Below are 13,810 nucleotides of genomic sequence, written 5' to 3'. Positions count from 1 at the left end.
ATTTTTATAGTGAGAGCGGACTAAAGTCCGCCCCTATTGATATTGATATTGATATTGATATTGATATTGATATTGATATATCTGCTGTTTTTTTCTTCCTTCCTCGAACTTCCATCTTTCCTTCTTCCATATTCCTTCTATACAACCATCTTCATTTTTTAACAATTGTAAAATTTTTTCTTCTGTGAAATTCTGAAATTTGCAGTAGAAAAAAATGAAAAAATGAATTGGATTATCTTAATTGTAGCCGGATTGTTTGAAGTGGCGTTTGCATCATGCCTGGGAAAAGCAAAAGAGACTTCCGGAACAGAATCCTATTATTGGTTTGCAGGATTTCTGGTAACGATGACAATCAGTATGCTTTTACTGATCAAGGCAACCCAAACTTTACCTATCGGTACGGCATATGCTGTATGGACAGGGATTGGAGCTGTAGGAACTGCTTTAATGGGAATTATTTTCTTTAAGGATCCTGTCAGTTTTTGGAGAGTATTTTTTATTGTAACACTGATCGGCTCTGTGGTTGGCCTGAAAGCAGTATCTTCATCACATTAAAACGCATAAACTTTTATTAATATCTAAAAATGGAAAACCGTCTTCACCACTGAAGGCGGTTTTTTGTTTATTCCACATTTTCATTTCTAATTATCCTGACAAAACAAATAAGGAAGAACAAATTCTTTTATATCTTTACCGGAAACTTTTAACTATGAAGAAATTATTATTCCTTTTAGCGAGCAGCGTTTTGACTGCCCAGCAAACCGCTGAATTACTGTCCAACAACTGGTATATTTCCAAGATAGTTACAAGCAGCGGACAGACAACCAATACACCTTTAATAGACAATGGAGTGCCTGCTACCACATTCAATTCAGCAGGGGGTACCAGCTATGTTATCAATTCCAGATATTATAACACATCGATGATGAGTTTTGGAGTTATGCCTGGGAGTAACAATCTTATTAAAACAGCCAGTTCATGTACACTTTTGTTTTATAATGGAGGAAATGCAGGACCTGTTCGGGCCTATGATCAGAAAAACTGTGATACTTATGTTTTAGGAGCCTATGCATCAATTTACAGTTACCAAATAATAACCAACGGCAATGTAAAGACGCTGATCATTACGGATCCATCAGGAAACAAGGTATACTATAACAACACCGCACAGCTGAGTACTAAAGAAACAGAAGCTGTAAAGAAAACTTTCAAAACATATCCAAATCCTGTAAAAGAAGTTTTAAACATTGAAAATGTTGAGAAAAACCTTCCTCTTAAAATTTTTGATCTTTCAGGCAAATTAGTACTGGAAATGACAACCAGTGGCAGTAAAATATCAATTGATACAAGCAGCCTACAGAAAGGACAATATATTGTATCAGTAGAAAATTATAAGCCCTATCCTTTTATCAAAGAATAAAACAGAACATATCCTATTATATAAAAGCCCGTTTCAATGATTGAAACGGGCTTTATTTTATTTTTTATAAACTACCGGTAAAATTTCATTATGTCTTAACCCGTATTTTTTAATTTCTTCTTCAGAGAATTTCTGTGAGTAGAAATTCGGTTCTGTTTCGAAACCTGCTTTTCTTAAGCGTTCAAAATAATCCATACCATACCAACGGACGTGATCGTACTGTCCAAAGTGTTTCTGACGTTCTTTGGGATCTTTAATGGTAAAATCTTCATAGGTCTGCTCCAGAGAATTTTTCATGGGAACCTGAAGGATTCCCCATCCACCGGGCTTCATTACTCTATACAACTCGCTCATTGCTTTTGCATCATCTTCAATATGCTCCAGAACGTGGTTGCAGAAAATAATGTCAAAACTGTCATTTTCAAAAGGTAGATCAAGAATATCAGCCTTCACATCTACAATGGGAGAATACAAATCTGCTGAGATATAGTTCAGATTACTCATTCTCTTGAATTTTCTTAAAAATTCCTGTTCGGGAGCAATATGCAGAACTTTATAATTTTTAATAAAAAAATCAGTCTCATTCTGAAGGTACAGCCACATCTGACGGTGTCTTTCCAAACTAAGAGTCCCTGGCGACAGCGCATTTTCTCTTTGTTTTCCATATCCATACGGAAGAAATTTTCTGTAAGATCTTCCATCAATAGGATCATAGAACTGATCTCCTTTGAAAAACTGGTAAATGAGAGGTCTTGCCCAGATGCTCATTTTAATAAGCATCGGACGTGGAATTTTATTCAGTAAAAGCTTAGTTACCTTTTTCATTAAAAATCCAGTTGGAACTGCTTTTCTTCATCACTTACAATGCCTAAAGCTTCGTATACATATTCGAATGTTGAAAGCAATACCGGTTTACCATTGATCACTGCAACATCATGTTCAAAGTGAGCAGATGGCATATTATCAAGGGTAGTTACTGTCCAGCCATCATTATGGAATTTTACTTTTTCAGTTCCCATATTAACCATCGGTTCAATAGCAATTGCCAGACCGTCTTTGATTACTTTTCCACTTCCCTGTCTTCCATAATTAGGAACCTGCGGATCTTCGTGCATTTTTCTTCCCAGACCATGCCCTACAAGCTCCCTCACTACTCCATAGCCTTCTTTTTCACAGTGTGCCTGGATGGCATGGGAGATATCTCCGATTCTTTTTCCTCTGATACACTGTTCAATCCCCTTATATAGAGATTCCTTGGTTACCTGTAGTAATTTTTTAACTTCCGGCTTTACTTCCCCGATTTCAAAAGTATAAGCGTGATCTCCCACAAAACCGTTCAGAATAACTCCACAGTCTACAGAAAGGACATCTCCTTCTTTTACTACATCGTTGTTTGGAAAGCCATGAACTACCTGCTCATTCGGAGAGATACACAGGGAATTCGGGAATCCTCCATATCCTAAGAATGCAGGCTCAGCACCATGGTCTTTAATAAAGTCATGTGCCAGTTTATCTAAATATAAAGTTGTGATCCCCGGTTTAATTTCTTTTGCCAACATTCCCAATGTTTTAGAAACCAGACGGGCACTCTCCTTCATCAGACGTAATTCGTCTATCGTTTTTAATTGAATCATTGTATTAATTTACCAATGTATTAATGTATCAGTGTAACCATACTTATTCATGAATTGGAACACTGCTAAATTGTTATATTACTACCAGAAAAGTCCTTTTTTCTTTTCTTTTTTAAGTTTTGAATAGGCAAGAACTTCTTTTCCTTCTACACGGAATTCTATTCTTTCCTGAATGATGTGATAGATTTCACCCCAACCCGGGAATCCCCCAAGATTTCTGTCATCAATAAACCAATCAGCATCTAATTTTCTGGATTGCGTTTCAGAATCAAAAACTTCTCCTTCAAAACTTGAATTCACTGCGTAAAATTCTATTCCATTCTTTTTGCAGAATTCTACGGCTTCATCTAATGTTTTTCCGTGTCTGTATGTCCAAAGAATAAGTCTGAATCCTTCAGCCTGAAGCCTCTTTAATGTTTCGAAAGCGAAAGTTTTCGGTTTTCCAATTGCCGGGTAAGCATCATCAACAATAGTCCCGTCAAAGTCAACAGCAATCTTTTTATTATTTAACATTTTGTTCTTATTTTAGCTTTGCAAAGATAAGAAATAAAAAGAGTGCCAAAAAGAAAGGCACTCAATACTTTTATATTTAAATATAATAAAGTTCTTATTAACTCTTTACCCAGCTAAACTGGAACTGAAGATCCGGAGTAGAAACCCTGTCTGTGATCTTCTGAAGTCTTGCAGGCAGTTTCATCAGGTATTCCTGTGCTTTTTCTGCTTTTTCTGTAAGTCCTTTTACATGCTCAATTTTCCATTCATCCAAAAGATCTTTCATAATATTGATATAATCCTGGCCTGTATACACCATACATCTTTGTGCAGCATCTGAGAAATGTCCCCAAAGTTCACCAGCTTTTTGTCCTGACTGCCTCATTAAGTGAGCAGGCATTACAATTTTCTTACGCATCATATCTTCAAATGCAAGAATCATTTCTGAAGGATCTATTTCAAGGATTTTTGCTACGAAATGCTTGTATGCTTTAGCATGTCTGGCTTCATCTGCAGCAATGACACCGCACATTTTTGCCAGCTTTCCGTTTCCGGACTGTTTGGCCAGCGTACCTACTCTTCTGTGAGAGATATTGGTTGCAGTTTCCTGGAAACTGGTGTAAATAAAGTTTCTGTAAGGGTCCATACTTGTCCCCAAATCGAAGCCGTCGTTGATAAGATATTGAGTGGTAATTTCAACTTCTCTCATGTTTACTCTCCCACACAGATAAAGATATTTGTTTAATAAATCTCCGTGTCTGTTTTCCTCAGCTGTCCACGCTCTTACCCAGTTTGCCCATCCTACTTTTTCTTCCTGATTGATTCCGTCAACACCCATCAGCCAGGACTCATATGAAGGAAGAGCTTCTTCTGTAATACAGTCTCCGATCAATGTTACAAAAAGATCATAAGGCATTTCACGGGCAAAAGTCTGAATCTCTTCTAGATCATGTTTAAATTCTTCGCTCGATGGATCTGGCAAATAATCGGAAGGCTGCCAAATTTTTTCAATTGGCGTTAAAAATTTATCAAGAAAAGAACTCACTTCCTTTTCCAATATTCCCATTACTTCTTTCCTAACAAGCTTTTGATACATTTACTATTCAGTTTTAATTTACAAAGATATGATTTATTTATTATTTGGCGCATAATAAAGTATGCAACTCATACTTTATCTGACATAAATCATAAAAAAAATGCCGTTATAAAGCGATAACGGCATTTTTATCAAGATATTTCTGAATTTTAATTAACCAAAACTTCTCCTGTCATAGCATCTGGTTTTTCAACCCCCATTACTTTAAGGATCGTAGGGGCTACATCTCCCAGTTTTCCAGGTTTTAAATTCCAGGTATGGTCTTTATCCATCACGATAAAAGGGACAAGATTGGTAGAGTGCTGTGTATTTGGAGTACCGTCTGCATTGATCATTACATCAGAGTTCCCATGATCAGCAAGGATGAAAACAGCATATCCATTTTCATAAGCAGCCGTTGCGACTTTTTCAATACACTGATCTACAACTTCAGCAGCTTTTACAGCCGCTTCAAAAACGCCTGTATGTCCTACCATATCTGTATTGGCAAAATTCAGACATACAAAATCAGCAGTTCCCTGTTCCAGTTCCGGTACGATAGCATTGGTAATATCATATGCTGACATTTCCGGTTTTAAATCATAAGTAGGAACATCTTTCGGGCTTGGACATAACAGTCTTTTTTCCCCTTCAAATTCCTGTTCTCTTCCTCCTGAAAAGAAGAAAGTAACGTGAGGATATTTCTCCGTTTCTGCGATTCTGATCTGGGTTTTACCGTTTTTTTCAAGAACTTCACCCATTGTTTCTGTCAATACATTTTCATCAAAAACGACCTGTACATTCTGGAATGTTTTATCATAATTTGTCAATGTAATATAGTAAAGGTTCAGCTTCTTCATTCCGTATTCCGGGAAGTCCTTCTGAGAAAGAACTTCTGTAATTTCCCGGCCTCTGTCTGTACGGAAGTTGAAACAGATCACCACATCATTATCGATGATTTTTGCAACAGGGACAACATTTCCTGTCGCTGTAGTATTCATTAAAATGATGGGTTTCAAAAACTCATCAGTCACATTATTATCATAAGAAGCTTTAATCGCTGCCAGAGCATCTGTTGACTGCTCTCCTATCCCTTCCACAAGGGCATCGTAGGCCAGCTTTACGCGCTCCCATCTTTTGTCCCTGTCCATTGCATAATATCTTCCCACTACTGTTGCCAGTTTTCCTGTAGTTGCTTCCATATGTTTCTGAAGCTCTTCAATAAATCCTAATCCTGAATGAGGATCACAGTCCCTTCCATCGGTAAATGCATGAACAAAAACATTTTCATTCAATCCGGATTCTTTGGCAGCAGTAAGTAACCCCTTGAGGTGATTGATATGCGAGTGTACTCCTCCATTGGAAACCAATCCGATAAAGTGTACTTTTTTATTTTCTTTCTTAGCATAATCAAAAGCATCCTGAATGACTTTTTCCTGTCCCAATGTACCGTTTTCAACCGCCATATTCAGTTTTACGAGGTTTTGGTAAACCACTCTTCCGGCTCCCAGGTTCATGTGTCCTACTTCAGAGTTCCCCATCTGTCCGGCCGGTAAGCCTACAGCTAATCCGCTTGCTTCAAGCGTAGTATGTGGAAATTTCTGGTAACAGCTGTCTATGAATGGTGTATTTGCTTTATCTATTGCAGAAACGTCAGGGTTTGTTCCCAATCCCCATCCGTCAAGAATGGCCAGTATTGCTTTTTTTGACATTTGTAAAAACTTTTGTTATACAAATTTACCTAATTTCCTATGAATAGAAGAATTTGAAGTCCTGAATTTTATGTATTCTTTAAAATAAGAATCCTATTAAGTAAGGCCATCTAAGTTTTTATAAAAAATTAAAGATTAAAATTTCTTTAAATTACAATCCATATAAGATTTTTAAACCTGATATGAATTAATTAGATAATATTCATCCCGGAATTTTTATGAGTTTTTATCCAGATTCAATACTACTTTTTAAAATGAAAATTTCAGCTCAATTTTCATTTATTAATCGGTAAATCTTTTTAATTTTGCTCTATGGATTTACGAGATCAATTGAAGAACCTTTTTCCTGATCATGAAGAGCAGGATTTTGAAATGCCTGAAGAAGAATTCAAGCAAAAAGAGCCTTTGGTATGCAAGTTTGAGAAAAAAGGAAGGAATGGTAAGCCCGTAACGATTGTTGAAGGCTGGGAAGGCAGTGAGGAAGACCTGAAAAAAATCTCAAAGAAAATAAAAACCACCCTGGGTATAGGTGGCTCTGAGAAAGACGGAACGATTATCATTCAGGGAGATAACCGTGATAAAATAATGAATATCCTTAAAGAAATGGGATATAAAACCAAACGTGTCGGCGGATAGTTAGAAATAGATCCGGGTTTCCGCCAGCATGGTTTTTAAATTTTCAATCATAGAATTTCTATAGGGTTTCCTGTAAGAATCAGGGCTTTCAGGCTGTTTGATTTCTACAGGAATGTCTTTCAGGTTATTATGAACCAGGTTCATGCTGATAATACTTTTCAGCCCTTTTACTTTGGGTGATATTCTGTGATATGATTTCCGTTTACATTCAGAAATTCAGGACGTCTTGATTTGAAAAGATTTTCCGACAGCCTGATGATGGCATTCTGCTGCAATTCAAGATATTTTAGGTTTTCCGGAAAAGACAAATTTCCAAGGTCATTGACCTGGTTTCCCTGAAGATTGATTTCTTCAAGTACCGGAATCTCCATAAGGGCTTCTGGAAAAGTATCCAGGTTATTGGTACTGCCCATAAGTTATGAATTTTTGCAGGATTAGGATTAATACTTGTAAGGCCATTTTCGGTTTATTTTCCTTTATAAACACGATTAAAGGACATTACTGTAAATCCTGTTCAGAAGGATCATCATCAGCAGTGGATAAGATCTCATGAATTTTAACGGCAAAGCTGTAAATCTGATATTATTTATGTTTTAATGACAGTTTAAATAATGTTTATATTTCCGGTATCATATTTTTCACTAATTTTAAACCCCGAAAATCAAAATTCATTATTCTGAAAAACGGTTTTTCGAAATACCGGAAAATAATGGCGGGAGATTATGGGGAGAGGATTTTTAAATTAAATTCAACACATCAAAAAACTAAAATAAAAGTATGAAAACAAAACTATGGTTTGCTGTTGCAGCAAGTTTCCTTTCTCTGACCGCCTTTTCACAAAAGAAAAAACAACCGGAAAAACAATCCGGAAAACCGCAGGAAATGGCTGTATATGCTGAAAAAAGAGGCTCTGATTATTATCTGGTCCGCCTGGAAAAAGATAAAAACATTCCTAATGTATATGTGTATTCCAATGGGGTGACCAAACCTTATAAAAACTATTCGGACCTGAAAGATATTGTTGCAGAGTTTCCCGGAATGATGACCTCCAACAATTCAACGAAGGAAGAACTGATTTCTGTTCTGAAAAAAGATGATCATTTCTATGAAATCACATCACAGAGGAAAGATCCTAAAAATATTGAAAAAACCGTCGTTACTGTATATGAGATAATGAATGGTCAGAAAAGAATTGTAGAAGAATATAATGACATCTATGAGGTTATGGCATCACCATATAAAGACGCTATTATCATTAATTAAAAAACAAAAAATATACATATTATGCTAAACAAACTTGCTGCCTCAGAACTTGTTCTGAATGAAGACGGAAGTGTATACCACCTGAATCTTTTACCTGAAGACATTGCTGACAAAATCATCCTTGTAGGTGATCCTGACAGAGTGGCAAAAGTTTCAAAATACTTTGATACAGTAGAAATTAAAAAAAATAAAAGGGAATTTTATACTCATACAGGAACGCTTCGTGGAGAAAGAATTACCGTAATGTCAACGGGGATCGGAACTGAAAACATCGATATCGTGATGAACGAACTGGATGCTTTGGTGAATATCGACCTTAAAAACAAAGAGTTTAAAACAGAACACAAAGCCCTTGAACTTTTCCGTATGGGAACATGTGGAAGTGTAAACCCGGATGTACAGGTAGACAATATGCTTGTCACTCAGAATGTAGTAGGATTAGACGGGCTGATGCACTTCTATCAGGACTACCACTTCGAGAATGAATTTTCTAAAAGCTTCCTGGAAAGATTCCCTTACGAAAGAATCAAGCCAATGCTTTACTTCTCAGACTGGGCTGAGGAAATGGGCGAATATTATAAAGATGCCAAATACCACGGAAATACAGCAACCTTCCCGGGATTCTATGCGCCACAGGGAAGACAGCTTCGTTTAAAAGCAGTAGATGATCAATTCCTTGAAACATTGAATGATCTTGGGATCACCAACTTTGAAATGGAAACTTCTGCCATCTATGCTCTTTCAAAATTATTAGGACACAAGGCCATTACCGTAAATAACGTTATTGCCAACAGAAGACGTGGAGAATTCTCTGCAGACCATCATGCTTCTGAGAAAAACCTTATTGAATGGGTATTGGAAAGAATTATTAAGTAATTATTTTATTTATTATACAAATAAAACCTCCGGAAAATTTTTCCGGAGGTTTTTTATTAGGTTTTGGCTAAAGCCGATAGAATTTTATTTATTTTGAAAACGGGCTAAAGCCCGTTCCTATTGAATTTGTATTGTAGGATCTTATTCATTTTACGATGAATGAACTTACCACTCACCTGTCATTCCCTAGGATTCCAAATAAACACAGTAAAAACAGGATGGAGATTTCTGCGGAATGACATAGTTGTCAAAAGAAATTCAGCATGTGAAAATGAACGAAACAACAATCAACAATTATAAATGAAAAGTTCTAGGATCCGGATATTGAAATACATAGCCCAGCTCTGAAACCAGCTTTGAAGACAAAACCTTCTTCCCTTTCACTTCAAATTCCTCTTCATTCGGAATACCTTTCTGTACATTGATTACCTGACTTTTCGAAGGATGAATCAGAGCCGTTACATTGTATAATTTAGCTTCAGTTTTCTGCTCAATCATTTCCGAGATAATACCGCCGATATCAGCATAATGAATATGGTTCACGGCATGATCCAGATTTTCTACATTATAATTTTTCAAAAGCCTGTTGTCACCCATCAGACCACCCAATCTCAGAATATTGAGCTGAGGATATTTGCTTCTAAGCATTCTTTCTCCTGAAACACTCTCCAAAGGAATATCTTCTTCTGTAAAATCTTTTTGAAGATCGGGATAAACGCCTGTAGAACTCATCAGAAACATCTGTCCTTTAAAATCCCCGATAAATGCAGACATATTCTGAATCCTATTATATAAGGAGCTTACACAACAGCTTTTTTCAGAAACAGGAATTGTAATAATCAAAACATCAGCATCTTTAGCTTCGTTCCATTGCGAAATGGATTCAGCCAATTGATAATCCGGAAAAGAAGCTACAACAGCATGTATCCCTTTAGAATTCAGATCATCTGCTTTGCTCTGTGTAGTCGTGGTTGCTGATATTGTATATTTTCCTGTGAAATTGGATGCGATTCTCTCTCCCAGCCAGCCATAACCAATAATTCCTATTTTCTTCATATACCAAAAGGATTTTTCTTTAAACATTACAAAAATAATCTATTTACCTTTTTTATCTAAAAAGAATCCAATTAAAATCAGCATTTAAAAGCTGGAAATAAAAAAAAGACTTCCGAAAAACGAAAGTCCTAACACCAAATCAACTATATAAAAAAACTATTATTTAAAACTCATTGATCATTACATAAAAATGTCCTGAATATAAACTGCTGGCACTCCCGGAAATATTAGTGAGATTAATTGTAATACTGGAAACAGATGTCATCCTTGGATTTGAAATAGAAAATGATGAATTTCCGGCAAAGTCTCCTGCCGGAGAAACTACTACAACAGCCCTGGTAGATCCCGGTTCATATCCTCCCGGAACCGGAATTTCTATGGTAGTAGATTTTCCAGGCTGCAAATTATTGATCGATATTCCCGGCCATGCTTCAAAACTGATTTGATTTTTCTGCACACTTCCTTTCTCTCCCAATTTAAACTTTCCGTTGACATCCAGTCTCGCAGAGGTATTCGGAGCACCTGTACCAATACCTACATTTGCATTATTATTCCCCAACACTATGGCATTGGCCTGTGAAGTAGCTGCTCCATATCCTACTGCTGTTGAATATTGTCCCAACGCATTAGCTTCTGAACCTAAAGCCGTTGAGTTCTGACTATTGGTCACGGCATTATATCCTAAGGCAGTTTCACTATTTGTATTCGTTTTTGCGTTGTATCCCAATGCAATAGACTGAAATCCATCTGCAGAAGAATTATTTCCCATCGCCACGGATTCATTTTTACTGGTTTGGGCATGATATCCTATTGCTGTAGATCGGAATCCATCAGCGGTAGACTTGTTTCCTATGGCCAGTGCTTCATTCCCTGAAACTACGGTAGCATTACCTATTGAAATTCCCATAAATGCAGAGCTTGAGCTTCCAATAGCAATCCCATTCTGTCCTGCTGCTGATCCTATTCCAAGGCTTACAGAATTATCAACTCCCAATCTTCCTGCTGTCTGCGCATTGACTTTAAAAATTAAATCATCATATGTTTTTGTCCCTAAAGCCAAAGTTGTACCGGCTCCTCCATAATTTCCGACATTTGTACCAGAAAGGTTCCAGGTTGTTCCATCCTCTGTTTTAGTGGTATTTCCACCATTGGCCAGAATTTTATTCCATTTTGACTCGAACCAGTAATAAAAGCCTATATCTTTCAGGGTAGCGTTTCCGTTATTCCAGACTATAAGTCCATCCGCCGGTGAAGGAACGGTAATATTATCTGTAGTGGAGGTCAGTGCAACACTGGGAAGAAGTACTCCTTTATTATCTGCATTCACATGAAGCATTGCAGAAGCGGCCGGATTAGATATTCCAATCCCAACCTGACCATACATTAAACAACTGATAAATAATAAAAGAAAAATGTACTGAAATTTATATCTATTTTGCATCATTGCGTTTTTCACGGGTGCAAATATACGAATTTTCAACAAATACAATAATTTTATTGAAAACTTAATAATTAAAACCACACAAAAGTGATTAAAATAAAATCAATTCACAATACTATGAAAATTGTTTAAATATCAGCAAGTTATAAAACAAGGCATTCATCAGTATTTCAAGATTTTTCTAATTTATCGCTTAATTTTTTAAATTATATTATTAATAAAAAACATCACCGAAATTTGAATAAAATTCAAAAATTATTTCCTGACAAAACAGCTTTTTAAGTGATCATTTACCATTCCGGTAGCCTGCATATGGGCATAAATTACTGTAGAACCAACAAATTTAAATCCTCTTTTCTTAAGTTCTCTGGAAATACGGTCAGAAACTTCGGTAGTGGCAGGAATATCAGACAACTTTTCAGGACTGTTATCAATCGGCTTTCCTTCAATGAAGCTCCAAATATATTTGGAAAAGCTTCCGAACTCCTTCTGAATTTCCATAAATTTTTGAGCATTGGTAATTGCTGACAGGATTTTCAGTCTGTTCCTTATAATACCTGAATCATCCATCAGTTCTTCTATCTTTTTTTCAGAATAGGTAGCTATCTTTCTGTAATCAAAATGATCAAATGCTTTTCTGAAATTATCCCGTTTAGATAAAATAGTGTACCAGCTTAATCCAGCCTGAAAACTTTCCAGAATCAGGAATTCAAATATGGTTTCATCATCATAGACAGGTCTTCCCCACTCTTCATCATGATACTTCCTGTAGAGATCGTCCTTTTCACACCAGCCGCAACGAATTTTTTCCATAATTATCATATTTTATAGTGTTAAAGTTACTACTGATTTGGAAAAAAATAACAAAAGATTATGAAAAGTTTAACAAAGGTTCTCTGTTTTAGGAATGGTTATTGTTTAATTACTGATACCAAACTTAAATTATATTATTATGAACAATTCAGAGTATAACAAAGCGGAAAATGCAGTCAATAATGTAGAAAACTCTTTACAGAATGCAGCAGATAAAGCCCAATGGAAAATCAATGAATTGGCAGACAGGGCCAAAGATTATATCAATGAAAAAAGGGATCATGATCAGGAGGCCAGCCAGGAAGACTGGCTAGACAGGGTAAAAGCTAATGTATCCGATGCCTGGGAAGATATTAAAGATAAAGCGGATGAAGCATGGGAAAAAACGAAAGATGCAGCAGAAGATGTAAAGGCAGAATGGAACAAGAAAACCAATTAGTATTTCAGTCATATAAATATTTTCAATAAAATGGAGCCTTAAATTGCTAAGGCTCCATTTTTTATTATGCCATAAGCACAATTATTGTTACATTTGTATTATAATAAACATTAAAAAATTATGTCATACGGTTTACTTAAAGGCAAAAAGGGAATTATTTTTGGAGCCCTTAATGAACAATCTATCGCATGGAAAGTTGCTGAAAGATGCCATGAAGAAGGTGCTGAATTTATCTTATCCAATGCACCTATCGCATTGAGAATGGGAGAACTTAATGGTTTAGCAGAAAAAACGGGTTCTGAAGTAATAGGTGCTGATGCTACTTCTGTAGAAGATCTTGAAAAACTTTTTGATGCCGCTGTTGCAAAATTTGGAAAAATCGACTTTATCCTTCACTCTATCGGAATGTCTATCAACGTAAGAAAAGGAAAACATTATACGGAAATGAATTACGACTGGTTGGAAAAAGGCTGGGACATTTCAGCGGTTTCTTTCCACAAAGTAATGCGTGTAGCCTGGGAAAAAGACTGTATGAATGAATGGGGAAGTATTTTGGCACTTACTTATATCGCTGCTCAGAGAACATTCCCAGATTACAATGATATGTCTGACAATAAAGCGTATCTGGAAAGTATCGCAAGAACTTTCGGAAACTATTGGGGAGAAAGAAAAGTGCGTGTCAACACAGTTTCTCAGTCTCCTACAATGACGACTGCCGGTAGCGGAGTGAAAGGTTTCGGAGGATTCCTTGGATATGCTGAAGATATGTCTCCGCTAGGAAATGCTACAGCTCTTGAATGTGCAGACTACTGTGTAACTTTATTCTCTGATCTTACTAAAAAGGTAACGATGCAGAATCTTTTCCACGATGGAGGTTTCAGCAGCTCAGGGGTTACTCAGAAAGTGATCAGCAAATATGATACTGAAAAATAACGAACTGATACAATTTCGTT

General features: G+C 36.4%; 17 protein-coding genes. 7 read left to right on the top strand and 10 right to left on the bottom strand.

All coding sequences use genetic code 11. From position 1 onward, the window contains the following. Nucleotides 1-222 precede the first annotated feature (222 nt). Entirely contained in the window at nt 223-555 is a 333-nt protein-coding gene (locus AC3FI7_RS02035; RefSeq protein WP_233332814.1) for a DMT family transporter, read from the top strand. A 154-nt stretch (nt 556-709) separates the two neighbouring features. Further along, nucleotides 710-1,420, top strand: coding sequence for a T9SS type A sorting domain-containing protein (locus AC3FI7_RS02030; protein ID WP_491461269.1), 711 nt, complete (start codon nt 710-712; stop codon nt 1,418-1,420). Nucleotides 1,421-1,477: 57 nt separating this feature from the next. Here the strand turns inward: AC3FI7_RS02030 and AC3FI7_RS02025 are convergent, their stop codons facing one another. From AC3FI7_RS02025 to gpmI, 5 genes are all read right to left on the bottom strand, one after another. Next, on the bottom strand, nt 1,478-2,245 hold the full coding sequence (locus AC3FI7_RS02025) for a class I SAM-dependent methyltransferase (RefSeq protein ID WP_142722381.1): 768 nt from the start codon (nt 2,243-2,245) through the stop codon (nt 1,478-1,480). Beyond that, on the bottom strand, nt 2,245-3,054 hold the full coding sequence (gene map / locus AC3FI7_RS02020; protein ID WP_002979947.1) for a type I methionyl aminopeptidase: 810 nt from the start codon (nt 3,052-3,054) through the stop codon (nt 2,245-2,247). The genes AC3FI7_RS02025 and map overlap by 1 nt, the downstream gene beginning before the upstream one ends. An 81-nt stretch (nt 3,055-3,135) precedes the next feature. Beyond that, complete coding sequence (locus AC3FI7_RS02015) at nt 3,136-3,567, bottom strand: BT0820 family HAD-type phosphatase (RefSeq protein ID WP_142722380.1); 432 nt, start codon at nt 3,565-3,567, stop codon at nt 3,136-3,138. Nucleotides 3,568-3,664: 97 nt separating this feature from the next. Further along, nucleotides 3,665-4,642 (bottom strand): acyl-ACP desaturase, encoded by a 978-nt coding sequence (locus AC3FI7_RS02010; RefSeq protein ID WP_142722379.1) that lies wholly within the window; start codon nt 4,640-4,642, stop codon nt 3,665-3,667. A 149-nt stretch (nt 4,643-4,791) separates the two neighbouring features. Next, nucleotides 4,792-6,333 (bottom strand): 2,3-bisphosphoglycerate-independent phosphoglycerate mutase, encoded by a 1,542-nt coding sequence (gene gpmI, locus AC3FI7_RS02005; RefSeq protein ID WP_142722378.1) that lies wholly within the window; start codon nt 6,331-6,333, stop codon nt 4,792-4,794. Between the two features lie 312 nt (nt 6,334-6,645). Between gpmI and AC3FI7_RS02000 the strand changes: the two genes are divergently transcribed. Beyond that, nucleotides 6,646-6,969: a translation initiation factor gene (locus AC3FI7_RS02000; RefSeq protein ID WP_002979957.1), complete on the top strand. Its 324-nt coding sequence runs from the start codon at nt 6,646-6,648 to the stop codon at nt 6,967-6,969. Here AC3FI7_RS02000 and AC3FI7_RS01995 read toward each other — a convergent pair whose 3' ends face one another. Both AC3FI7_RS01995 and AC3FI7_RS01990 read right to left on the bottom strand, forming a co-directional pair. Next, complete coding sequence (locus AC3FI7_RS01995) at nt 6,970-7,113, bottom strand: hypothetical protein (protein WP_185150431.1); 144 nt, start codon at nt 7,111-7,113, stop codon at nt 6,970-6,972. A 23-nt stretch (nt 7,114-7,136) separates the two neighbouring features. Then, nucleotides 7,137-7,382, bottom strand: a complete 246-nt coding sequence (locus tag AC3FI7_RS01990) for a hypothetical protein (RefSeq protein WP_185150430.1) — start codon at nt 7,380-7,382, stop codon at nt 7,137-7,139. Between the two features lie 364 nt (nt 7,383-7,746). Here AC3FI7_RS01990 and AC3FI7_RS01985 point away from each other — a divergent pair, with 364 nt between their 5' ends. Together AC3FI7_RS01985 and AC3FI7_RS01980 are read left to right on the top strand one after the other, a co-directional pair. Next, nucleotides 7,747-8,232 carry a hypothetical protein gene (locus AC3FI7_RS01985; protein ID WP_142722377.1) on the top strand — a complete coding sequence of 162 codons (486 nt, stop codon included), beginning with the start codon at nt 7,747-7,749 and terminating at the stop codon, nt 8,230-8,232. A 21-nt stretch (nt 8,233-8,253) separates the two neighbouring features. Next, nucleotides 8,254-9,108: a nucleoside phosphorylase gene (locus AC3FI7_RS01980; protein WP_142722376.1), complete on the top strand. Its 855-nt coding sequence runs from the start codon at nt 8,254-8,256 to the stop codon at nt 9,106-9,108. Nucleotides 9,109-9,402: 294 nt separating this feature from the next. Here AC3FI7_RS01980 and AC3FI7_RS01975 read toward each other — a convergent pair whose 3' ends face one another. The 3 genes from AC3FI7_RS01975 to AC3FI7_RS01965 all read right to left on the bottom strand — a co-directional run bounded on the left by AC3FI7_RS01975 (nt 9,403) and on the right by AC3FI7_RS01965 (nt 12,418). Next, entirely contained in the window at nt 9,403-10,164 is a 762-nt protein-coding gene (locus AC3FI7_RS01975) for a Rossmann-fold NAD(P)-binding domain-containing protein (protein ID WP_343658203.1), read from the bottom strand. 163 nt (nt 10,165-10,327) lie between these two features. After that, a complete protein-coding gene (locus tag AC3FI7_RS01970) occupies nt 10,328-11,608 on the bottom strand; it encodes a phage tail-like protein (RefSeq protein WP_142722374.1) in 1,281 nt (426 codons plus the stop codon). 252 nt (nt 11,609-11,860) lie between these two features. Further along, nucleotides 11,861-12,418 carry a DNA-3-methyladenine glycosylase I gene (locus tag AC3FI7_RS01965; RefSeq protein ID WP_142722373.1) on the bottom strand — a complete coding sequence of 186 codons (558 nt, stop codon included), beginning with the start codon at nt 12,416-12,418 and terminating at the stop codon, nt 11,861-11,863. Nucleotides 12,419-12,557: 139 nt separating this feature from the next. On the opposite strand from AC3FI7_RS01965, the gene AC3FI7_RS01960 reads away from it, so the two are divergent. Together AC3FI7_RS01960 and AC3FI7_RS01955 are read left to right on the top strand one after the other, a co-directional pair. Continuing rightward, the gene (locus AC3FI7_RS01960) at nt 12,558-12,857 is read left to right on the top strand and encodes a hypothetical protein (RefSeq protein WP_142722372.1); all 300 of its coding nucleotides are present in this window, start codon (nt 12,558-12,560) and stop codon (nt 12,855-12,857) included. Nucleotides 12,858-12,977: 120 nt separating this feature from the next. Then, nucleotides 12,978-13,790, top strand: a complete 813-nt coding sequence (locus AC3FI7_RS01955; protein WP_002979980.1) for an enoyl-ACP reductase FabI — start codon at nt 12,978-12,980, stop codon at nt 13,788-13,790. Nucleotides 13,791-13,810 lie beyond the last annotated feature (20 nt).

The sequence above is a fragment of the Chryseobacterium sp. TQ-BC-N36 genome (assembly GCF_058382295.1).
Note: the sequence above shows the minus strand (reverse complement) of the source record. Positions and strands in the feature narration are given on the sequence as shown.

What these genes read in the sequence shown, in the direction of transcription:
- AC3FI7_RS02010 (WP_142722379.1), bottom strand. Translation starts at nt 4,642, where the DNA reads ATGTATCAAAAGCTTGTTAGGAAAGAAGTAATGGGAATATTGGAAAAG.
- map (WP_002979947.1), bottom strand. Translation starts at nt 3,054, where the DNA reads ATGATTCAATTAAAAACGATAGACGAATTACGTCTGATGAAGGAGAGT.
- AC3FI7_RS01960 (WP_142722372.1), top strand. Translation starts at nt 12,558, where the DNA reads ATGAACAATTCAGAGTATAACAAAGCGGAAAATGCAGTCAATAATGTA.
- AC3FI7_RS01990 (WP_185150430.1), bottom strand. Translation starts at nt 7,382, where the DNA reads ATGGGCAGTACCAATAACCTGGATACTTTTCCAGAAGCCCTTATGGAG.
- AC3FI7_RS02000 (WP_002979957.1), top strand. Translation starts at nt 6,646, where the DNA reads ATGGATTTACGAGATCAATTGAAGAACCTTTTTCCTGATCATGAAGAG.
- AC3FI7_RS01970 (WP_142722374.1), bottom strand. Translation starts at nt 11,608, where the DNA reads ATGATGCAAAATAGATATAAATTTCAGTACATTTTTCTTTTATTATTT.
- AC3FI7_RS02030 (WP_491461269.1), top strand. Translation starts at nt 710, where the DNA reads ATGAAGAAATTATTATTCCTTTTAGCGAGCAGCGTTTTGACTGCCCAG.
- AC3FI7_RS01995 (WP_185150431.1), bottom strand. Translation starts at nt 7,113, where the DNA reads ATGAACCTGGTTCATAATAACCTGAAAGACATTCCTGTAGAAATCAAA.
- AC3FI7_RS01975 (WP_343658203.1), bottom strand. Translation starts at nt 10,164, where the DNA reads ATGAAGAAAATAGGAATTATTGGTTATGGCTGGCTGGGAGAGAGAATC.
- AC3FI7_RS01985 (WP_142722377.1), top strand. Translation starts at nt 7,747, where the DNA reads ATGAAAACAAAACTATGGTTTGCTGTTGCAGCAAGTTTCCTTTCTCTG.
- AC3FI7_RS02035 (WP_233332814.1), top strand. Translation starts at nt 223, where the DNA reads ATGAATTGGATTATCTTAATTGTAGCCGGATTGTTTGAAGTGGCGTTT.
- AC3FI7_RS01980 (WP_142722376.1), top strand. Translation starts at nt 8,254, where the DNA reads ATGCTAAACAAACTTGCTGCCTCAGAACTTGTTCTGAATGAAGACGGA.
- AC3FI7_RS02025 (WP_142722381.1), bottom strand. Translation starts at nt 2,245, where the DNA reads ATGAAAAAGGTAACTAAGCTTTTACTGAATAAAATTCCACGTCCGATG.
- gpmI (WP_142722378.1), bottom strand. Translation starts at nt 6,333, where the DNA reads ATGTCAAAAAAAGCAATACTGGCCATTCTTGACGGATGGGGATTGGGA.
- AC3FI7_RS01955 (WP_002979980.1), top strand. Translation starts at nt 12,978, where the DNA reads ATGTCATACGGTTTACTTAAAGGCAAAAAGGGAATTATTTTTGGAGCC.
- AC3FI7_RS02015 (WP_142722380.1), bottom strand. Translation starts at nt 3,567, where the DNA reads ATGTTAAATAATAAAAAGATTGCTGTTGACTTTGACGGGACTATTGTT.
- AC3FI7_RS01965 (WP_142722373.1), bottom strand. Translation starts at nt 12,418, where the DNA reads ATGGAAAAAATTCGTTGCGGCTGGTGTGAAAAGGACGATCTCTACAGG.